We start from the raw sequence: 21,899 nt of genomic DNA, 5'->3' as shown, positions 1-21,899 counted from the left end.
AACAACATATGAAAAAATCAATCTTATCGTTAGCGGCAGCGGCTGCAATATCCGGTGCATTCACAATTCCGGTACAAGCAGAAGATGTCAAAGTGAAAGATGGAGACACATTATGGGGGATATCTCAAACTTATAAAGTATCAATAGAAGATGTTAAGTCTTGGAACAATTTGTCTTCAGACGTGATTTATGCCGGAGAAACCATACATATTTCTAAAGAAGAGCATCATAAAGTAAAGTCAGGGGACACATTATCGGAAATTGCAGACAAATATGATGTAGCGGTAAATGATATTAAATCTTGGAACGGTTTAAATTCAGATACAATCCATCCTGGTCAGAAACTGGTCATTAAACCTGCAGCTAATAAAGTCGAAGCTGCGAGTGTAGGGCCTGCGCAGGAATCTGAGCAAGCTGCACCAGCAGAACAATCGGAACCAGCAGAACAATCAAAGCCAGTGGAACAATCGAAACCAGCTGAACAAACAAAGCCGGTTGAACAATCGGAACCAGCAGAATCATCAGAAAAAGCAGACACAAACAATGAATCCAGTAATCAAGCAGGAATCGAAAAAGAAATCACTGTTAGAGCAACTGCCTATACGGCTGATTGTCAAGGCTGCAGCGGTACTACAGCCACAGGAGTTAACTTGAAGGCTAATCCTAATGCAAAGGTGATTTCAGTGGACCCATCAGTCATTCCGCTTGGATCTAAAGTTTATGTAGAGGGTTATGGCTACGCGACCGCAGCTGATACAGGCAGTGCCATCAAAGGGAATAGAGTGGACATTTTTGTACCCAACGAAAAAGATGCCGTGAATTGGGGCGTTAAAAACGTCAAAGTTCAAATCCTGAATTAATAAAACCATACAAAACATGTTTATATATTGAAAAAAGTAGACACAGACATAATGTGTCTGCTTTTTTTGTCCTTTTGGTTCACGGGAAAAGCAGGTACAATGAAAGAAATAGATCCTTATAAATCCTAACAAGGTAAATAGGAGGAGTAATAAATTGATGGAAAAAGCACGTGAATATTTACAAGAATACTTTGGTTATGAGTCATTCCGAAAAGGTCAGGAACAGATTATCGAACAGGTTTTGGGAGGAATAAACACAGCGGGAATCATGCCTACTGGCGGAGGTAAATCAATATGTTACCAAATTCCAGCCCTTCTGTTACCAGGTGTAACACTCGTGATATCCCCACTTATTTCCTTGATGAAGGACCAAGTAGATGCCCTCGAACAAAATGGAATTGATGCCACATTTCTTAATAGCTCCATTTCTGGGTTAGAATCATCCAATAGAATGAACGATATTAAGCACGGTAGATATAAGCTGGTTTATGTTGCACCTGAACGGTTGGAAAATCCTGCATTTCAACAGGATCTATTTAATGTGGAAATTTCATTGGTTGCCATTGATGAGGCCCACTGTATATCTCAATGGGGACATGACTTCAGACCAAGTTATTTAAAAATCAAAACCTTATTGAAAAACATGCCATCAGCTCCGACTGTACTGGCATTAACGGCAACAGCCACACCGCATGTGACCGATGATATATGTCAGTCACTAGGAATATCAGTGCAGCATACAGTATCAACGGGATTTTCCAGAGATAACCTGTTCTTTTCCGTTGTGAAAGAAGAAAATCGCGGACGGTTTTTAATGCGCTATTTAGAGAAAAACAAAAGTGAATCGGGTATCATATATGCAGCCACTAGGAAAGAAGTCGATTCCTTGTATGCCAAGCTTATTAAAGCCGGATTCAAAACAGGTCGATACCATGCTGGCATGAATGAACAAGACCGGTCGGAACAGCAAGACCAATTCATTCGTGATGACGTTCCCTTGATGGTGGCAACATCCGCCTTTGGGATGGGAATCGATAAGTCGAATGTTAGATACGTCATCCATTACCAAACTCCAAAGAACATGGAGAGTTATTATCAGGAAGCGGGCCGTGCAGGGAGGGATGGTTTGGATAGTGAATGTATCCTCTTATATTCCCCTCAGGATATGCAGATACAGCGTTTCTTGATTGATCAATCAAATCCCTCGCAGGAGTGGCAATCCCAGGAATTGAAGAAATTGAACAGGATGAAGGATTATTGTTTTACAGAAGGGTGCTTGCAAGCCTTCATCCTTCGATACTTTGGAGAAGAAAACCCGGAAGATTGCGGTCATTGCGAAAATTGTACAGATAAACGTGACTCTGTTGAAGTAACTACACAGGCACAGATGGTCCTTTCATGCATGTTGCGAATGGGTGAGCGATTCGGTAAAACGATGATTTCCCAAGTGCTTACGGGATCACGCAATAAGAAAATTGAAGAGTTCGGATTCCAGAAGCTTTCAACCTATGGCATCATCAATGATCAATCTGCAAAGGATGTAGGTGATTTCATTGATTTCCTGACAGCAAAACAGTACATCGAAATGACGGGCGGCCAGTTTCCGGTCCTCAAGGTTACCAATGCTGGCAGGGAAGTGCTACTGGGACAGAAAAAAGTCCTGCGTAAGGAAATAAAAAAAGTAAGCAGCATCAGTGCGGATCATGGGTTGTTCGAAGAGTTAAGACAGTTAAGAAAAGAATTGGCAAGTAAGGAAAATGTACCTCCATTCATTATTTTTTCCGATGCATCTTTGAAAGATATGGCCGTCAAACTGCCGAGGACGGAAGAGGAATTCCTGGAAGTTAAGGGCGTAGGGATGCAGAAATTTGAACGCTTCGGATCCGTGTTCTTACAAGGGATTTCCCAATATGTACAGGCACATTCTGAATTAGAAACGAATACTATGGTTACAAAGGAAACGGTAAAGCGAGCTACTAAACCATCTCATTTAGAAAGCTATCGCTTATATCGGGAAGGCAAATCAATCAAGGAAATAGGAACATTGAGAGGGCTGTCTTCCGTATCAATTGAAAATCATTTATTAAAGTGTGCAGAAGAACACTTGGAGATTAAATGGGATGATATTTTCTCGGATAAAGAGTTTGATCTTGTTATGGAAACTGCGAAACAATTGGATTCCGAAAAATTGAAACCACTAAAAGAAGCCCTGCCTGAGCATGTTTCCTACTTCATGATTAAAGCGATCTTGGTTAAAGCAGGGTTGGAAAACGAAAGGTGTTAAGGTTTTTTTGATAATTTCTTCATTGAATAAATAAGAATTTAGTTTAATGCGTATACTAGGAATGATAAAAAGGAGAAATTTTGTGCCTTTAATCAGAGTCTTTATATAAAAAAGAGGAGGTTGCTCATGTATTTTGGTAAAAAGAATTCAGAGGAACCAGAAATCGTTTTGGAAGATACGATAGTATATGCATGTGGATCAGCTGATTGCAATGGTTGGATGAGAAAAGATTTTGCCTCGGAAAACTATGATTGCCCAATGTGCGGAAGTCAATTAGTTGAGGAAGTCAGGGAACTTCCAAAAATTGAAAATGAGTATAATGCGTTTAAATAAAAGAGGTGAATCATAGCCTCTTTATTTTTTATTTTAAGAAAGAAGTATGACGGAGTAGTTTCATTTTGGATTAAGGCTTTACATATAAAAATATTTATGGTATTATTAAGTTTCAGTGTTATGAAAAGAAAACACTGGAGGGTAATTTAAAGTAACATTTTTATTAATAAAATAATTTTTCATCGTTTTCATGATGAAGTAGAAACAAGTTAAACACATCTAGAAAAAAGAACTACATGTAACCATTTTCCTCGATCCATTTCTGTTCTTCATTAACTTACTTCTATGTACCATTTGTCTTTTGGAATTTAATCTACCCAATTGGAATTACGGACGGTTTTAATTAATAAACATGTACTTACAAGCTTTTATCTGATTCTCGCAGGCACGGTCTAGGAACCGTATGGATGGGAGAGAGGCAGGGCTTTCATTGTTTTAGGTTTTGGCATTAAAAATTACTCTCATGCTCGATTCGCTTTGAAATGTTCATTGAACGAGCAAGAAGAACCATATGGAATGGATTCTTAAACAGCGCAGTCTCGATTATCTTGAAGGGTAAGTCAGGGACTGTGTTTCATTTTGGGGAATCGTTTCTTTTTTGAATCTTTCTTCAAATATATAAAGCATATATATGATATAATGGTTACTGAGATATGAAAAATTCATGTCGTAATCTCAAGTTCTTACCATTCAAAAGTTTGTTTGAAAGAACAATAATCATACTTAGATTTGCGAATGGTTATTTACTCACAATTTAGATTAAACGCCATCTATTCTTTCTTTTATCTTTATGGCTTGTGATCTGTTATGCAGGACGGAGTCAATTCAATTCTAAGGAGTGAGATATATGTATAGAAGAAATAATACGGAAGAAATCATTCCTGAAGAAACAAAGGTGTGGGAATGTACATCAGAAGATTGCAAAGGTTGGATTCGCGATAACTTTACAAGTAATGATGAACATGTTTGTCCGTTATGTAGCAGCGAGATGAAACCCGGCACCAGAATGCTTCAAGCAATCAACAATCCAAGAAACTATTAAGGCTATATAAAAAAAGCTGAAGGGGATTCTCCCTTCAGCTTTTTTTATCTTTTTGCCAATTGGATGAAGCAAAAAGCAGGTGAGGTTAGTGGATATCTTTTTTCTTGAATCGACCGCCTCGAACTTCCGCGATATCCCCTACGGCAAGAAATGCAGATGGATCGAAGCTTTTGACTATTTCTTTAAGTTTTGCTTCCTCAAGCCTGTTTATTACACAAAAGATGACTTTTTTATCATCACCGGAATAAGCACCTTCGCCAGCTAAAAAGGTTACGCCCCGTCCAAGACGATTCATTATCGCTTCGCCGATATCATTAAATTCATCACTTATAATCCAAACAAATTTGGATTCGTCCAAACCTGCGATTACGATATCCATTGTTTTATATGCCACGAAGTAAGCTATGATCGAATACATGGCACGATCCCACGAGAATACGAAGCCCGCACTGCCAAGGATGAATAAATTAAAAAACATGACGATCTCCCCAACGGAAAAAGGGAGCTTCTTGCTAGCGAGAATAGCAAGTATTTCTGTACCATCCAATGAGCCGCCATATCGAATGACCATTCCAACACCAATGCCAAGAATCATTCCGCCGAAAGCGGACGCTAGGAGGATATCTTGAGTGAAAGCTGGTACATGATGAAGCAATGTAGTGGTAATGGAAAGGACTAAAATTCCATAAAGGGTAGATAATGCGAAGGTTTTTCCGATTTGTTTATAACCGATAAAAAAGAAAGGAAGATTCAAAATGAAAAGAAAGATTCCAAGCTTCCATCCAGTGATGTAAGATAACATAATCGATATACCCGTTATGCCCCCGTCGATTACGTTATTCGGCACTAAAAAAATCTCGAGGCCGACAGCCATTAAAACCGCACCGATTGTAATTAAAAGACCTCTCTGTAAAATTTGTCTAAGTGTTAATTTTTTATGCTGGGTCTTCTTTTGCATAATTTCTGTTGTGCTTGCACCTGCCAGGTCTGACATAATCATGCCCCCCACTCCTTCTCTCTATATAAGTTCTATTTAATTATAAACCTATAGGTATAATTAAATAAAGAAATTAACATTCCTGATTAATATATTCCTGAATAATTATTGGTATTATTGATCATGTCCTGCAATGATGAAGCAGGGTTGTGGATGCTTGTCATTATCATGTATTTATATTCTACTCCATACAAAACAATAGTATTTCTTATTTTATTGATTTTATGAAAAAACCTGCATTTTCTTGAGAAAGGGGGTGCGCAGAAAGAATCAGAGTGTAAATATACAGGAGTAAGGAAATAAAAAACCTTTGAGGTCCTTTGAATTTACATTACAATATAGGAGAATAGAACGGTAGAGGTGATCAAGTAAAAAAATGGAACAATCAATTGTGGCATCAAATCCTGTCCTCTTTATGATTGCAGTACTATTGATAATAATGGCGTGTTATACGGCCTTGGATTTACTTACAACATTACTGACGATAGAGAGATATAAACGCCTGGTATATATAGGGAGCAGCTGCTCTATGGGAGTGGCTATCTGGACGCTTAATTTTGTGGTCATATACACCCTCGATAATTCAGGAATGGCAGCATACAACTTTTCTACAATAATTTTTTCGTTAGCATTAGCGATAGCTCTCGCAGGCGTTGGGTTATTGGCCATTTCGTATAAAACACAAGTCCTGCAAATTGTTTTTTGCGGCTTCATGTTTACGATGGCCATTTTATCCAATTATATAATGGGAACATCATCTTTAAATCACTCTTTGCATTTTAGCCCATTGTCGGTTCTCAGTACGCTTTTCAGTATCTTTATTTTATTTGTAGCAGCGCTTGCAATATTATTTTATTTTAATAAATTAAGTCAATCTTCGCTAAAGCCAGTCAGTACGCTCATGATGAGTGGGGCAATCATTGAAGGCTATTATCTTTTTGTGAGAGTGTTACCGATGAACGTTAAAAATGAAACGGGTGAATTTGTTCCACTCACTCCATTCATGCTTTATCTTACATGCTTCGTTTCATTATTCATACTGGCCAGTTTGATAGCTTCAAGTACGATCGTAGGCCGTCGGTTAGCAAAAAGCGATAATACTGTGAGTGATATCCGTTATGCTTTAGATCAATCGGCAATCGTCGCCATCACGGATGCAAAAGGAATTATTACATATGTTAATGAAAAATTCCTGGAAATATCACAATATGAAAAACATGAACTAATAGGGAAAAATCATTCCATAATCAATTCTGGTTATCATGCAAAAGAATTTTTCACTGACTTATGGCTAACGATCAGCCAAGGGAGAACATGGCATGGTGAAATATGCAATCGGGCTAAAGATGGTAATGTTTATTGGGTGGACACAACTATCGTTCCTTTTATGAAAAAGGGGAAACCATATCAATATATTTCTATCCGTTCGGATATTTCCAGTCGTAAAAAAGCAGAAAATGCTTTAAAGGGGTCAATCAAGGAACTAGAAGATATGCATTATGCAATCAACCAATCTTTGATTGTGGCGATAACTGATGATAAAGGAGTCATTATTGAAGTGAATGAAAAGTTCTCGGAGGTTTCAGGTTATGGGAAAGGTGAATTGATAGGCCAGACCCATAAAATGGTTAATTCTGGATACCATTCAAAGGAATTCTTTGAACAAATGTGGAAGACCGTCCATGAACGGAAAGTTTGGAAAGGTGAAATTAGAAACAAGGCGAAAGATGGCAGTTTTTATTGGGTCGATACAACAATTGTTCCATTTTTCAACGAAGAAGGAAAGCCATTTCAGTTTTTGGCACTTAGATATGACATAACTGAGCGTAAACAATCTGAAGAGATGCTCCATCGGCAGGATAAATTAGCCGCTGTCGGTCAGCTTGCTGCTGGGGTGGCACATGAAATACGGAATCCGCTGACCTCCATGAAAGGGTATACGGAATTTTTGCAATTGGATGAAACGGACGAAAATAAACAAGAATATCTAGAAATAATCATGGATGAAATCAATCGTGTGAATGAGATAGTTGAAGAGTTCTTACAATTGGCCAAACCACAGGCATTGATATTGGAAACGAAAAATCTTGTGTCGATCATTCAAAACGTTGTATCTTTGACGGAGTTTGAAGCCAGGAAGAAGAACATCACGCTGATTTCGGATTGTAATGACGAAGAAATCCTCGTTCGTTGTGATGAGAATCGGTTAAAACAAGTCATATTGAACTTCATTAAAAATGGTATGGAAGCTATGCCTGACGGTGGGTTCATAAAAGTCATTACTGAACTTAAAGAGGATAATGTGCATATATCCATTACCGACACAGGAATTGGGATGCCGCCAGAGCAGCTTAAGAGACTCGGAGAACCATTTTTCACAACGAAAAAATCTGGTAATGGGTTAGGTCTCATGATCAGCTTTAAAATCATAGAAAGCCATTCGGGAAATGTCTTTGTCGAGAGCGAAGTCAATAAAGGAACAGTCTTTAATATCGTGCTCCCTATTTAAAATGCCTAATAGGTAGCAATGAAAAAAATCATCAACTTTGTAGAAGATGTCTACGTGGGGGAACTGGATTTGGAAAAACAAAAGCATGTCAATATTATTAGCTTGAAGGTATTTTACCTTTTTTCTTTTTTTGCAGTGGGAAGTTTAACACCGCTATTAAGCGTTTATTTGGCCAATGAGGCAGGTTTATCCGGTATTGAAATAGGTACGATCATGTCTGTTGGACCGATAGTGATGATCGTTTTTCAACCTTTTTGGGGAATTGTCTGTGATTGGAGCGGAAGACCAGCAAAAATACTTGCAATCACATCGTTTCTTGCTGGTGTATTCGGTTTAGGCTACTTGCTGTTCGAACACTATTTCCTTTTAGTATCCGTCGCAATCGCTTTGGCCATCTTTCAAAGTGCGATAATACCAGTTTCTGATAGCATCACCCTTCAATATACAACAAAAATCAAATCGAATTATGGGAAAATCCGTTTATTCGGATCACTTGGTTACGGTGTGGCGGTTTTTGTAATGGGAAAGTTATCTGAATCCTTCATGGGTCCTTCCGTCATATTTTATGCCTTTTTCTTCGGCCTGTTGATCGCGGCTAGTCTGGCTCTTCGTTTGCCCGAAGAGCCACCTGGGGGAAAAGTGAAACTTTTCGGTGGCATGAAAGAATTGATCACCATGAAACGTTTTCTTATCTTTCTTGCTATAACGTTCTTGCTTTTTGGTCCTAATCTTGCAAATAATGTATACTATGGTTTGTTTGTCGAGGCAAGAGGAGGAACATATACAGGAATTGGCATTGCGTTCCTATTAGCTGTATTATCGGAAATCCCCTTTATGAGAATGGCAGGTGCCTGGATTCATAAGATAGGCCTGCTGCCAATTACCTTATTGGCTGGCACTGCTTCATTGGTCCGCTGGGGTTTGTACTTCACCGAACCAAGTTTAGCTACTGTATATGTGACTTCGATAATTCAAGGGTTTTCACTTGGCTTATTCATTCCAGCAGCTTTACAATATATCAGGGAAGTTGTCCCTGCACGTATAACAGTAACAGCAATAACGCTTTATTCGGCCATTGGCAACGGTTTGGGGAACTGGTTCAGTACCTTCAGCGGCGGGATAGTATTGGAAAAATCAGGGATATATTCAGTCTATTTATTTTATGGTTTACTCACACTGATCGGGATGCTGCTTACAATTTGGCTCATGAGGTTAGAAAAGAATTTAAAAGTAATGGGGAAACCCTTAGGTATAATTGAAAAATGATGAGTGGTCAGTTCTAATAAGGAGAAGATACTTAAATCAGGGCCTGCTATATTCGGAGTGATGGTCCTGTATAATTCGTTTGGATTATTACTTGGTTTTCTTGCTGCTAAAGTGTTAAAACTTCCATACGAAGATCAAAATCAATTGAAGTGGGCATGCAAAACTCAGGTTTAGGTGCTGCATTAACGACAGTTCATTTCTCTTCACTAGAGGCCGTCCCGGGTGCCATCTATAGTGTGTGGCATAATGTTTCCGGGTCAAAAAGAGTAGACAAAATCAAAGGGAATTCCGTAGTTGGTAAGGAATCGATTAAACAGTAAATCAAAAAAGGCAGAAAGGGATTAAATGAGTCCCATTCTGTCTTTTTTTATTGATAAGAGGGGAAGAGTGCGGTTTATTAAAGAAATGCTGTTAATAATTAAGTTATTGGGATTTTTAACCATAAGTAAGCGTTTTTTTGTTTTTGGAAATAATATGATTTAATGGAAGATAGAGAATGAATGGAAGGGTGAGTGTTTTTGAGTAAACCAAAAGTGTTGGCTACTACCATCGTATCAGCTCTTATCGGCCTGTTTTTTGTATTTTGCCTAGGATGGGCGATTATGGACCATTATGGAAAAAAATCATTCGATATGGAAGTAATTGAAGAAACTCCCATTAAAAATGATCTTCCCGATGATTTTACGGTAGTGGCGATAGGCGATTCATTAACACGTGGCACAGGTGATGAAACAGGCAAAGGCTATGTTGGACTTGTTGTTGAAGATTTGAAGAGTCAATATAATAGAAAACCAATCATTCATAACCTCGGAATTAATGGACAAGTGTCTAACGAATTGGTGCAGCAAGTGAAACAACCGGAAGTGAAGCGCCAAATCCAGGCAGCTGATGTTATTTTAGTTACAATCGGGGGTAACGATTTATTTCAAAAAGGGAAGACCCTGCTTGAATATGATCGTGAGGCTACATCCGTATCACAAAAGAATTTCTTGGGAAATTTACATGAAATTTTTAAAGATATAAATAAAGTCAATGATTCCGCTACTATTTTGTTGCTTGGCCTGTATAATCCATTTATAGATTTGGATAAAGACTTTGATACGAACCGCATCGTACGGGACTGGAATAATGAAACGGCAGAAGTCGTGGCTCATTATGAAAATGCAATTTTCGTTCCAACATTCGATTTATTTCAATTGTCGGTAAATGAGTATTTGTATTCGGACAATTTTCACCCTAATAAGAAGGGGTATCGTTTAATTGCTGATAGAGTTGCTCCTTTAATAAAATGGGAGGATGTGGAACGATGAAACAGGTGACATTGTCTGTTAGGGACTTGAGAAAAAAGATTGGCAAAAGGGAAATTATTAAAGGAATAGATTTTGAGTTGCATGAAGGTGAGGTTTTCGGCTTTTTAGGACCGAATGGGGCAGGTAAGACGACGACAATCCGCATGTTGGTCGGATTGATTAAGCCATCCTCGGGTTCCATCCATATATGCGGGTATGATGTTCGTCAGGAATTTACGAAGGCTATGAAGCAAATGGGCTGCATCGTTGAAAATCCAGAGTTATATCCATTTTTGAGTGGGTGGGATAATTTGCTCCACTTTGCAAGAATGTTACCTGAAGTCGATGAAACAAGAATGATCGAGGTTGTTGAACTCGTTGGTCTGCAAGCGAGAATTCACGATAAAGTGAAGACCTATTCGTTAGGGATGAGGCAGCGTTTAGGAATCGCGCAGGCAATGCTGAACAGCCCTAAGCTGTTAATTTTGGATGAACCCACTAACGGTCTAGATCCTGCCGGAATCCGTGAAATGCGACAATTCATCAGGAAGTTGGCTGAAGAAGAAGGTATGAGTGTTCTGGTTTCTTCACACTTATTAGGTGAAATACAGCAACTTTGTGACAGGGTCGCAATTATTAAAGGCGGGGAAATTATTAAAACGGATACAGTGGAAAGCTTATTATCCGCGCAGGAGCGGATAATTTGGCGGGTGGAACCTATTCAAAAAGGAGTGGAAATTCTTAGCCGCTTCACCGATATTACCTTAGATCAAAAATATATCATTACAGCTTATGATGAACTCAAAACACCTGAATGGAATGCTGCACTTAACCATGCAGGGGTGAGGGTACATGAAATGAATCGAAAGCTCCCGGGATTGGAAGAGTTGTTTTTGCAAGTCACCGGTGTCGGAGGTGCTGGCATTGAATAACTTGGTCCAAAATGAAATGATGAAGATGTTGGCAAAAAAGCGGCTGATCATAATCGGTATCATCGTTGGAATTTTAGTGTTGATGTTTACATATGCCCAATACAAACAAGTGGAAGAGCAGCGAGAGAAGTTGGGAACTGATGATTGGCGTGCAGCTCTTCAGCAGCAAATCATTGATACTCAAAATCGGTTGGGCTCGAATAGGATGCTGGATGAGTGGCGTGAACAGCTGCAAGTAAGTCTGAAGCAGCAGCAATATTATCTCGATCATGATATCAATCCCTCAGAACCAGGCGCAGCTACTTTTACACGCATGTTTTTGGAAAATTCAATTGATTTATTCATTCCGCTGTTGATCATGATTGTGGCCAGTGATTTGGTTTCTTCCGAAAATGGACAAGGCACGATCAAGCTTCTGCTGACAAGGCCAGTGGAGCGCTGGAAAATCTTATTGAGCAAATATGTAACATTATTATTATCGGTTTCGATTATCGTTGCGATGACAGCCTTATTGTCTTACCTTTTATCAGGAATCGTTTTCGGTTATCAAGGATGGGGAGCCCCCGTAATAACCGGATTCGAATTGAATGGTGCTGATGTGGATGTCAGTCAAGTAAGGTTAGTTGAACAATGGAAATTCCTATTGATGGATTTAGGACTTGTCTGGCTGGTGGCGGTTGTTGTAGGGACCCTTTCTTTCATGCTTTCGGTTTTAGTGAGGAGCACCCCTGCAGGCATGGGCATCATGCTGGCTGCATTAATTTCCGGGGCTATATTGAACAATATGGTTTCATCATGGGAATCAGCGAAATATTTCTTTATGGTGAATTTGAAGTTGACCGCTTATATTAGCGGGACGGCTCCACCGATAGAAGGGATGACTTTATTATCATCTGTCATTACCTTGCTCGTTTGGTGGGCTCTTGCTTTAATTGTATCTTTTACAGTATTTATCCGGAGGGATGTATACTGATAAGCAGCCAATATAAATTATTGGTTGTTTCAGTTTGTTGACAAAAGGGCTTCCGGAAGTGTCGCACACCGGACCGGATTTCAAAAGAAAACTCGGTTTAATGGCTAGCCGAGACCCCGCTAGATGCTCGCGGGGTCTCGGCAGAAAGGGAGCGGATTTCTGAAATTATCTGCAACCTTTTTAAAAATAAAAAAACTGCAGGTAAACTGGCCTTTCTTCGAATTTGTCGACCTTATGGGGATCGGAACGGTCATCCCGTATCCTTTTCACGATTTTATCGAGGGAATGAATACCATGATTTTTAAAACAAGACTTGGTTATACTGATTTATTTTTTACTGTTTTATATGAACTGAAAACTCACTGGATGAAGAAATTGGTGACACTCCTGCCGAATAACTGTCAGCCGAGACCCCACAGACGCATGCTTTGATGAGGCTTGGCAGACAGTAGGCGGAAAGGGAGTGGATTTCTGAAATCATCTGCAACTTTTTTAAAAATAAAAAACTGCAGGCAAACTCGCTTTTTCTTCGAATTTGTCTTCTGCCTGAAACAGCCTATACAAATAGTAGGTTGTTTTTTATTTTCTTGTACAGGGTATCCTTTTAAAAAAAGTATGTTCAAAATTAGGAGGATTATGATAATCATTTGAATGAAAAATTGATGCCAATGACTTCAGTCTCCAGTGGTGATGTACATATAATAAATTTAGAATATACATTGTCTTTCCGTCCAAATCGTTAATGTAATTTTTATAGGGTCACCCAAAGATGGTAAATGGGTATTTTATAGATGCAGGGATGCCACGCTCAGCAGAGGTAATAAAGAAAACTGCTGAAGAAATATATGGACCACAAAATCCACCAGCTGCCATTATTTTGACACATGGACATTTCGATCATGTTGGTGCAATGATTGAGTTAATGGAGTATTGGAAAGCTCCAGTTTATGCCCATATAAAAGAAATGCCTTATTTAACGGGACAGGAAAATTACCCCAATCCGGACCCTGCTGTTGAAGGAGGGATGGTCGCAAAAATTTCATGGATATTTCCGAATGAGGGAATCAACCTTGATGAAAAAGTTCAGCCATTGCCTGATGATCATAGTGTTCCCGGGCTTCGTGATTGGAAATGGGTTCACACCCCTGGCCATTCAAAAGGACATATTTCACTTTTCCGTGAAAGTGACCGAAGTTTGATTGCTGGAGATGCTTTTGTGAATGTCAGGCAAGATTCCCTATACAAGGTAATCACTCAGGAGAAAGAATAGCGGGCCCACCGCGGTATTTGACAACCGATTGGAAGGCTGCAAAAGAATCTGTAAAGTTATTGGAAAGTATAAAGCCGGCTGTTGCCATAACGGGGCACGGGTATCCTGTTGAAGGGCAAGAACTGGAAAAGGGTTTATCAAAGCTTGCAAAGGAGTTCGATTCATTAGCTAAACCGGATCATGGGAAATATGTGGAATGAAGCATAAACGTGTTCCATGAATAATTTCTCTTCAGAAGTCAAAAATAAACAAGCAACTTATGAAAATGGAGGGATTTCCGTGACTACATTAAGAGATATCATGACAACAGACGTGGATTGTTGCACTGCGGAAGATAATATATATGAAGCGGCAGTCAAAATGAAGAATGAAGATGTTGGTGTCATTCCTGTATTGGAGAATAACCATTTAATTGGTGTCATCACAGACAGGGATATCGTCATTCGCTGTGTTGCCGAGAAAAAGCCGAATTCAACTAGAATTACTGATGTCATTTCCACGAACCTTGTAACAGGTACGCCTGATATGTCAGTGGATGAAGCTGAAGAGTTAATGGCTACCGAACAAATCAGAAGGCTCCCTATCATTGAGAATGACAAGCTGGTGGGAGTCGTGGCATTAGGGGATCTTGCTGTACACCAACAGACAAATTCAATGGCGGGAAATGCTTTAAGTTCAATTTCCGAGGACAGAGACCAAATTCAACACTAAAAACAAAAACTCTGTTAGCTTTTGCTAACAGAGTTTTTGTTATTAAAGATACTTATTGAACCATCCTTTGATTTCCTCAACATGTTGCAGGCGCATTTTTGGAGATCCGCTTCGGGATACTTCATGAGTTTCATCTGGGAATGAAACAAGCACTGCTTCTTTTTTTTGCCGTTTTAAAGCGACAAAAAATTGCTCGCTCTGTTCAATGGGACAGCGGAAATCCTTTTCCCCGTGAAGTAAAAGTAAAGGGGTATTCACATTGGAAACATATTTTAAAGGAGAGTGCTTCCATAATTTTTCAGAAGAGTTAACGATATCGCCGCCTACTTCCCACTCTGTAAAATAATAGCCAATGTCGCTGACCCCATAAAAACTTAGCCAGTTACTTATGCAACGCTGAGTCACAGCGGCCTTGAAGCGGTTGGTATGTCCAATGATCCAATTTGTCATGAACCCTCCATAACTTCCTCCGGATACCCCTAAATCTTCATGCTCGATAAAATCATACGAAGCTAAAACGTGATCAACTCCAGCCATTAAGTCCTTATAATCCATGCCTCCATAATCGCCCCGGCAGGCATTTACGAAGTCTTGGCCATATCCTACACTCCCGCGCGGGTTAGTGAACAATACAGTATACCCTTCATTAGCCAAGGTCTGGAATTCATGAACATAGGTATTGGCATACATCATATGCGGACCGCCATGGATTTCTAAAATGAGCGGATATTTTTGATTACCATTAAAATCGGTCGGTCTCATGATCCAGCCGTGGATGGTAAGTCCATCAACAGATGGAAATGTAATGGGTTCAGCCATGGACAAATGTTTATCCTTCAAAAAATCCTCATTAACAAAACTGATTTGTTGTTTATCGCCATTGGTAAGGTTATAAGTAAAGAGATCGCCGGGATGAACAGGTGTACTGATGGCTACGACAGCACGATGGCTTTCGGGATCTATAGTAAAGCCGTAAATATGCTGCGGGTCAAGGATCGATGGATACATGGCTCCTTCAATGGAACCATAATAAACTCCGGTATTTCCGTAATCGCTTATTAAAAAGTAAAAGCCTTGGCTATCGTTTGTCCATAAGATACCTGGGTCGACGGCTCCGATTTGGAAATCCCCAATTGCGGAATCTCCAATTTGGACGTCCCATCCATCGGTCAAACACTGTGTCGTTTGATCGAAAATGGAATATAACCAGATATTTGAAAAGGTGGCACCGGCAAATTCTTTATTATGGCCAATGAAAGATATATATTCGCCATTTGGTGACCATTTCGGATCTCTAAAGAACCCTTTGCCATCCGTTATCCTCTCTAAAGCTTTCGTTTCTAGTTCCATGATGAAAAGATCGGAAAAAAGTTCATCATCACTTCTTTCTGCATCCCCGCTTATGAATGCAATATGCTGTCCGTCTGGGGACCATGCATTCGGATGATGATCAATATTGTTTTCCGTTAGCAATGTGGAATCTCCCTTAAAAATTTCCACTATAACCAGCTGCTGATATAACTGATCAAAATAGCCTCTCCCATCCCATTTATACTTAATCCGGTCATACCTATGAACTTCTTTGGACAAATCATTTTCCTTAACCGTATTAAGGTTTTCGCCCACCTTTAATCCGGTTGAAAGCAGCAACTTGGTGGAACAAGGAGACCAAATAGGCTTTGTTACGCCGTTAACGAAATGTGTCAGCTGTCGAGCTTCCCCACCAATGCTCCCGATAATGTGGACTTGTTTTTTACCAGATCTGTCCGATATAAAGGCGATATGCTTGCCGTCGGGGGACCAGGCTGGTGATGTATCACGATTATCCCCAAACGTCCATTGCTTTGTTTCATTCGTGATCAGGCTGAACATATACAGATTGGAAATGTATTTTTCCGTTTTTTCATCTATTCTGGTTTGGACATAAATCGCCATGCTGCCATCCGGGGATAGCCTTGGATCGGTTACTGATTTCAAGTGAAATAAGTCTCTTGCTGTTATACCTATTTTGTTCATCCTTTTCACCCTTTCATTTCTCATAGTTATGTATTTCGCTAAAGAGAAATATAAATCCTTTAGTAAATGGTAAACGCGTAATGTTTATTTATCAAGGACAAGAGAATGAAAATAATCCGGCCTATTCATCAGGTCGGATTATCAGGCTATATAGGCAAAAAAACATTCAATTACTTATGCATGTGTCGAGTATGTGGGCGGTGCGGTGGAATTTGGAAATTATGTTCTTCCATCATTTTATAATGTTCTTCAAAATGTGAAACCATTTTATCGGCTTCTTCTTTCGAGAGAGCGCCATACTCGACATATTTTTCGATCAATATCTTTTTGTCAGCGAGTATCTGCTTTTGGATCTTAGCGATTTCCGATTTTTGAGCTTCAGTGAATTGGACACTTTCCGGTTTTGCTTTATTTTCCTGTGCAGCCGGATGATTCAGGTTAACCAAGAACAGGGAACATGCTGTTAGACAGATGATTAAAAACTTTTTCATGAATGAACGACTCCTTCTAATTGATTTTTGTGGAACCTATAAAGCTTGTAAGTCTCTTCCTAATGGTGGATGTTTTTCAATATGGAAGATTCCTTATTTCTTTATTATCATTTACAGAATTTACAGTTTTATGTAAAAAAATAGGGTGAAGGTTTGTTACAGAAAGAGATGGGTAATTTAAATGTAAGCAGAAAATTTCATTTTAGCTTCTAAATAAAAACCATTTAAAGAAGGGAAGAAGGGGGATTATCATGATTTGGACAATTATTGGTTTAATAATATTATTATGGGTTCTTGGTTTAGTCTTTAAAGTGGCTGCAGGATTTATACATATCTTGCTTATCATCGCGGTCATTCTCATTTTGGTTAAAGTTTTTAAGGGAAGGAATCGAACATAGATGTGTATAGAAAGCTAACGTGGAAAGCTTTATAAATACCCATGTAAAGGCGGCCTGGTGGACAGGTCGCCTTTTAATTTTCCATCAGGTTGTCAATCATAAGGAAGTGGCTGGCCTAACAGCCTCTTATGAATCCATATCGCTGCTTGGGTACCATCCCCCATCGATATGGTGACTTGTTCGGAATGGGCAACGAGGTCGCCGCCTGCCCAGACTCCTTTAATATTCGTTTCTTTAGTCCGTGGATGAATCACCACATGATTGTTTTCATTTACTTGCACACCTAATTGTAAGGCTAGCTCATTATTAAGTTTGTTACCTTTAAATGCCGTGAATGCCTTTTCAGCTTCGATTATTTTACCTGATAGTAATTGTATGGCTGTCAACTGCTGTTTGGCATCAACATGAACCTCACAAACTTCCTCTTCAATTACGGGAATCTGATTTTCCTTTAACTTTTCCCTATACTCATCATCAATTTTTGTTTTCAAATGATTTACGTAAATGATATCTTTTGACCAATATAATAGAGTAAGCGCCATGCCCGCGCCCGCATTTCCGCCTCCCATGACAACGGTTTGCTTATCCATGATCTCATACCCATCACAATCAGGGCATATATATGTGGATGTCCCAAGAGTTGGATAGATGTTTTTGATTGGAGGAATGTTATCGGTAATGCCAGTACCAAGAAAAATCATTTTGGCTTGATATTCCCTGTCATTCTTTGTTTGGATAAAAAACATGTCCTGCTTTTTTTCAAGAGATTTCACTGTATCATCCAAGAATTCGACACCGAATTTTTCAGCGTGCTGTCTGCCAAGCGTCCTTAATTGTTTGCCGCTTACCCCATCAGGCCATCCAAGAATGTTATGGTAAGCCTTGGCAATCGAAGATCGGCCTTGAGCAGAATCAATGACGATAATATCATGTTTATATCTTCCGAGTTGGATGGCTGCCTGAATACCGGCTATACCTCCACCAATAATAATGCAATCTGCTTGTTTCATGAATTCACCGCCCATAAATTTGGAATAAACCTAGTGTTATTCTATCTGTAAAAAATATACCACTAGTCGCTGGCGCTTAAACAAAAAAGGAGGAAGTCCGCAGCTGGCAGACCTTCCTCCTTTCTTTAATTCCTATATCATTGATTCTGTATTGGTTCAAGCCATTCTTGTGCCCAATTTTGAATTTCGTTCATTACCGGTGCAAGGGCCTTGCCTTTTTCAGTTAAGGAATATTCAATCCTGACCGGTGTCTCTGGATATACGTCCCTTTTAACAATACCTTCAATTTCCAAGTCCTTTAAACGTTCAGAAAGAATCCTGCCGCTTATCGGGAATGCAGATTCAATATTACAAAACCGTTGAGGGCCTTTAAGTAATTGATTGACAATCAATCCAGTCCAGCGTTTACTCAAGATTTGCATTCCTTTTTCAAATCGTGGACAAAGTGTCGTATTATTCATCATATCACCTCATTATTAATATATTATAATCCATTTACCTCAAATGTAACAACTTTACCGATAATTATTTAGTTACTAGAGATGTTATAGTATAAGAAATTTATGAGCTTACTTTAAGTATCATGAAAAGTTTTCCGCCTCAGAATTGCCACACTTTAAAAAAATGTGCTTTTTAAAAATTGTGTTCTTTAGAGATACCATAAAAAATATGTTATTTTAATATTGAAGTCAAAGTTTTGCAAATGGAAGGATCCGTGGGAAAGATGAATGATTTACTGCAAGAGGCCGTATCCTTTATCAGGACAAGTTATCCGGAATTATTGAAAACGGAAGAGGACATAAATGGCAGGATCGAACAAATTAACAAGGAAATAAATGAAACAGGCAAATATGAACATACATATGAAGAATTGGTATATGGTGCTAAATTAGCTTGGCGTAATAGCAATCGTTGCATTGGGCGCTTTTTTTGGGAATCGCTGAGGGTAATTGATAAAAGGATGATTCAAAGCGAAGAGGGAATAGTATCGGCTCTCTTTAAGCATATCGAATATGCTACGAATAATGGGAGCATCAGACCTGTGATTACAATTTTCAAACAGAAAGATCATGATCGAAAAGTGGATATTTGGAATCATCAGCTTATTCGATATGCAGGATATGAGACGGAACATGGCGTAATCGGCGATTCAAGTTCAATCGAATTCACCAAGCAATGTATTGCATTAGGATGGGAAGGGAAAATCGGACCTTTCGATATTTTACCCCTTGTAGTCCAATTGGACGGAAAAACCCCTAGTTTTCATGATATACCTGAAAGACTCGTTAAAGAAGTTCAAATCACCCACCCTAAGCTAAAATGGTTCAAAGATCTTCAAATCAAATGGTATGCGGTTCCCATCATTTCCGGTATGAGGTTGGAAATTGGCGGTATTACTTATTCAGCTGCACCATTTAATGGGTGGTACATGGGAACGGAAGTCGGTGCGAGGAACCTTGCGGATGAAGAACGCTACAATATGCTGCCGGAAATCGGGGAGAGGATGGGCTTGGATATTAAGCGTGATTCGAATTTATGGAAAGATAGAGCCCTGATCGAACTGAATGAAGCAGTCCTTCATTCGTATAAAAAACACGGAGTCAGCATTGTAGATCATCATACAGCAGCTAAACAATTCAAGAAATTCGAAGAAAAAGAAACCTCTTGTAATCGGAAAGTAACGGGGGACTGGACCTGGTTAATTCCACCGGTGTCTCCAGCGACGACACACGTTTTTCATCAGCCATATAACAATGAAATAATGAAACCTAATTTCTTTTATCAAATTCCTCCATATAAATAAAGGTTTAAATTAACTGGCGCGGGGTATAGTTATAGCAAGTCAATAAATAAGGGGGAAGGTAATGATGGCATTAGGAAAAAACGTAGTATTAATAGGAGTCGGAATTGCCGGAGTCTCATTTTTATCGAATAAAACGAACAGAGGAAAAGTGAAGGACATATGGTCCAATGCAAAAGCAAAAACAGTAGACTTTTGGAATAGGAAGGCTTCCGAGCTGGATCCCGTAATTGAAAAGGCAGGTCACCCTGATCCATATGATCATGACGATAATAAAATGGTAGATGAAGGCGCCATGTATGGTGTTCACTATTATAATAATGCGAAGCATGGATAATGCAATCAGACTCGCTTGGGGATACCCAAGCGTTTTTTTTTATTATATTTTTCAAATGAAAAAAATCAGATAATTGCGAATTCGAAATAGGGATTCATGGTATTAAATTCTTTATTGTGCTTTAAATGAATAAGGATTAAGATTAAAGAATCGAAAGGAAGTGGATACGAGTGAGCAGCAGTTCTTATGATCCTGAACCCAGAAAGAAAGAGGAAGCCAATATGATGCTAGAAGTCGAGACTGTTATTCTCCTTGAGTATCTGCTCGAAGAAGGTAAATAAGGCTTTCTCTATAGAAGAGGAGGTCAAGAAAATGATTGAAATATACAAGACGGATGAAAATCGTCACCTAAACAATATCGAGGACATGACAAAAGGTTCCTGGGTGAACATTGTTGCGCCCACAGAAGCTGAAATAGATTATATATGCACGACTTTGCAATTACCGATCAATTTCATGAAAGATCCACTTGATGATGAAGAAAGGCCACGAATCGAAAAAGAGGATGATAATGTTTTAATTATTGTCGACTTCCCATATTTGACCAGGGACGAAGCAGACTTACCTATCTTTGAAACGATCCCTATCGGTATGATCTTCACCAAAGACTGTTTCATTACAGTGTCTTTGAAAGAAACACCGATATTGGCGAATTTCAAAAACAATAAAATCAAAGGATTTTTCACTAATAAGAAAACAAGGTTTGCTTTACAAATATTATTTGAGATTTCATCCTATTATTTACGATACCTGAAACAGATTAACAAGATGACTAATGAAGCGGAACGTGAATTGCATCAGTCCATGAAAAATAAAGAATTATACACTTTCCTTGCTTTGGAAAAAAGCCTGGTTTATTTTACGACATCATTGAAATCCAATCGCGTAGTACTTGATAAGATCCTCCGTTTTAATTATTTGAAAATGTATGAAGAAGATAAAGAATTGCTTGAGGATGTAATCATCGAAAATGCTCAGGCAATCGAAATGGCAGAAGTGTATCTATCCATTCTTAGCGGTATGATGGATGCATTCGCTTCGATCATTTCCAATAATGTCAATAATGCCATGAAGTTTCTAACCTCAGTGACCATTATTTTAACACTTCCGACGATGGTGGCAAGTTTTTACGGAATGAATGTCGAACTGCCATTTGAACATAATCGGTTTGCTTTCATTTTTACATTATTAATTGCCATCACATTGGCTGGAACGACGGCATTCATTTTTTGGAAGAAAAAATATTTTTAAAATTAAACCGGCTTATAAAGCCGGTTTCAGTTTGTAGACAAAAGGGATTTTATCTAAATTTAAAACAAAGTTGATTGGAACGGAAGGTGCGAGACTCCTGCGGGAAAAGCGCGTCCAAGGGAGACCCCG

The 21,899-nt window shown here is 39.0% G+C and carries 19 protein-coding genes and 2 pseudogenes; 16 read left to right on the top strand and 5 right to left on the bottom strand.

The genetic code is table 11. The features are described from left to right. Positions 1-8: 8 nt before the first annotated feature. From FNK51_RS13795 to FNK51_RS13780, 4 genes are all read left to right on the top strand, one after another. Positions 9-860 (top strand): LysM peptidoglycan-binding domain-containing protein, encoded by an 852-nt coding sequence (locus FNK51_RS13795; protein WP_141993720.1) that lies wholly within the window; start codon positions 9-11, stop codon positions 858-860. A gap of 154 nt (positions 861-1,014) precedes the next feature. Further along, positions 1,015-3,144 (top strand): DNA helicase RecQ, encoded by a 2,130-nt coding sequence (recQ, locus tag FNK51_RS13790; RefSeq protein ID WP_141993719.1) that lies wholly within the window; start codon positions 1,015-1,017, stop codon positions 3,142-3,144. Between the two features lie 126 nt (positions 3,145-3,270). Then, complete coding sequence (locus FNK51_RS13785) at positions 3,271-3,477, top strand: cold-inducible protein YdjO-related protein (RefSeq protein WP_141993718.1); 207 nt, start codon at positions 3,271-3,273, stop codon at positions 3,475-3,477. Positions 3,478-4,324: 847 nt separating this feature from the next. After that, positions 4,325-4,519, top strand: coding sequence for a cold-shock protein (locus tag FNK51_RS13780; RefSeq protein ID WP_034307294.1), 195 nt, complete (start codon positions 4,325-4,327; stop codon positions 4,517-4,519). An 85-nt stretch (positions 4,520-4,604) separates the two neighbouring features. On the opposite strand, the gene FNK51_RS13775 is transcribed toward FNK51_RS13780, so the two are convergent. Beyond that, positions 4,605-5,519, bottom strand: a complete 915-nt coding sequence (locus tag FNK51_RS13775) for a YitT family protein (RefSeq protein ID WP_230303410.1) — start codon at positions 5,517-5,519, stop codon at positions 4,605-4,607. A 373-nt stretch (positions 5,520-5,892) separates the two neighbouring features. On the opposite strand from FNK51_RS13775, the gene FNK51_RS13770 reads away from it, so the two are divergent. The 8 genes and pseudogenes from FNK51_RS13770 to FNK51_RS13740 all read left to right on the top strand — a co-directional run bounded on the left by FNK51_RS13770 (position 5,893) and on the right by FNK51_RS13740 (position 14,466). Further along, positions 5,893-8,025, top strand: coding sequence for a PAS domain S-box protein (locus FNK51_RS13770; protein ID WP_098369420.1), 2,133 nt, complete (start codon positions 5,893-5,895; stop codon positions 8,023-8,025). A 69-nt stretch (positions 8,026-8,094) separates the two neighbouring features. Then, positions 8,095-9,291: an MFS transporter gene (locus tag FNK51_RS13765; RefSeq protein WP_286178703.1), complete on the top strand. Its 1,197-nt coding sequence runs from the start codon at positions 8,095-8,097 to the stop codon at positions 9,289-9,291. Between the two features lie 3 nt (positions 9,292-9,294). Beyond that, positions 9,295-9,611 (top strand): annotated as a pseudogene (locus FNK51_RS27230) (bile acid:sodium symporter family protein); the annotation flags it as partial. A 198-nt stretch (positions 9,612-9,809) separates the two neighbouring features. Further along, positions 9,810-10,601: an SGNH/GDSL hydrolase family protein gene (locus FNK51_RS13760; RefSeq protein ID WP_141993716.1), complete on the top strand. Its 792-nt coding sequence runs from the start codon at positions 9,810-9,812 to the stop codon at positions 10,599-10,601. Then, positions 10,598-11,512: an ABC transporter ATP-binding protein gene (locus tag FNK51_RS13755; protein WP_141993715.1), complete on the top strand. Its 915-nt coding sequence runs from the start codon at positions 10,598-10,600 to the stop codon at positions 11,510-11,512. The genes FNK51_RS13760 and FNK51_RS13755 overlap by 4 nt, the downstream gene beginning before the upstream one ends. Next, positions 11,505-12,485: an ABC transporter permease gene (locus tag FNK51_RS13750; RefSeq protein WP_141993714.1), complete on the top strand. Its 981-nt coding sequence runs from the start codon at positions 11,505-11,507 to the stop codon at positions 12,483-12,485. The genes FNK51_RS13755 and FNK51_RS13750 overlap by 8 nt, the downstream gene beginning before the upstream one ends. Before the next feature lie 662 nt (positions 12,486-13,147). Then, positions 13,148-13,955, top strand: a pseudogene (locus FNK51_RS13745) (MBL fold metallo-hydrolase). 79 nt (positions 13,956-14,034) lie between these two features. Beyond that, positions 14,035-14,466, top strand: coding sequence for a CBS domain-containing protein (locus FNK51_RS13740; protein WP_098369624.1), 432 nt, complete (start codon positions 14,035-14,037; stop codon positions 14,464-14,466). 42 nt (positions 14,467-14,508) lie between these two features. On the opposite strand, the gene FNK51_RS13735 is transcribed toward FNK51_RS13740, so the two are convergent. Then, positions 14,509-16,482: a S9 family peptidase gene (locus FNK51_RS13735; protein WP_286178700.1), complete on the bottom strand. Its 1,974-nt coding sequence runs from the start codon at positions 16,480-16,482 to the stop codon at positions 14,509-14,511. 170 nt (positions 16,483-16,652) lie between these two features. After that, entirely contained in the window at positions 16,653-16,973 is a 321-nt protein-coding gene (locus tag FNK51_RS13730) for a YckD family protein (RefSeq protein WP_141993712.1), read from the bottom strand. Positions 16,974-17,224: 251 nt separating this feature from the next. Between FNK51_RS13730 and FNK51_RS13725 the strand changes: the two genes are divergently transcribed. Next, entirely contained in the window at positions 17,225-17,371 is a 147-nt protein-coding gene (locus FNK51_RS13725; RefSeq protein ID WP_141993711.1) for a lmo0937 family membrane protein, read from the top strand. A gap of 92 nt (positions 17,372-17,463) precedes the next feature. Here the strand turns inward: FNK51_RS13725 and FNK51_RS13720 are convergent, their stop codons facing one another. Both FNK51_RS13720 and FNK51_RS13715 read right to left on the bottom strand, forming a co-directional pair. Continuing rightward, positions 17,464-18,381, bottom strand: a complete 918-nt coding sequence (locus tag FNK51_RS13720; RefSeq protein ID WP_141993710.1) for an NAD(P)/FAD-dependent oxidoreductase — start codon at positions 18,379-18,381, stop codon at positions 17,464-17,466. Positions 18,382-18,518: 137 nt separating this feature from the next. Next, the gene (locus FNK51_RS13715) at positions 18,519-18,842 is read right to left on the bottom strand and encodes a winged helix-turn-helix transcriptional regulator (RefSeq protein WP_098369429.1); all 324 of its coding nucleotides are present in this window, start codon (positions 18,840-18,842) and stop codon (positions 18,519-18,521) included. Positions 18,843-19,105: 263 nt separating this feature from the next. Here FNK51_RS13715 and FNK51_RS13710 point away from each other — a divergent pair, with 263 nt between their 5' ends. From FNK51_RS13710 to FNK51_RS13700, 3 genes are all read left to right on the top strand, one after another. Then, positions 19,106-20,185, top strand: a complete 1,080-nt coding sequence (locus FNK51_RS13710; protein ID WP_141993709.1) for a nitric oxide synthase oxygenase — start codon at positions 19,106-19,108, stop codon at positions 20,183-20,185. 61 nt (positions 20,186-20,246) lie between these two features. Beyond that, a complete protein-coding gene (locus FNK51_RS13705; RefSeq protein WP_141993708.1) occupies positions 20,247-20,519 on the top strand; it encodes a hypothetical protein in 273 nt (90 codons plus the stop codon). Positions 20,520-20,831: 312 nt separating this feature from the next. Further along, positions 20,832-21,770 carry a magnesium transporter CorA family protein gene (locus FNK51_RS13700; protein WP_098369430.1) on the top strand — a complete coding sequence of 313 codons (939 nt, stop codon included), beginning with the start codon at positions 20,832-20,834 and terminating at the stop codon, positions 21,768-21,770. The last annotated feature ends 129 nt before the right edge of the window (positions 21,771-21,899 follow it).

Source organism: Bacillus sp. B4EP4a (genome assembly GCF_006680105.1).
Taxonomy (GTDB): Bacteria; Bacillota; Bacilli; order Bacillales; family DSM-1321; genus Peribacillus; species Peribacillus simplex_E.
The sequence above is the reverse complement of the archived record's forward strand: the minus strand, read 5'-3'. Positions and strand labels throughout refer to the sequence as shown.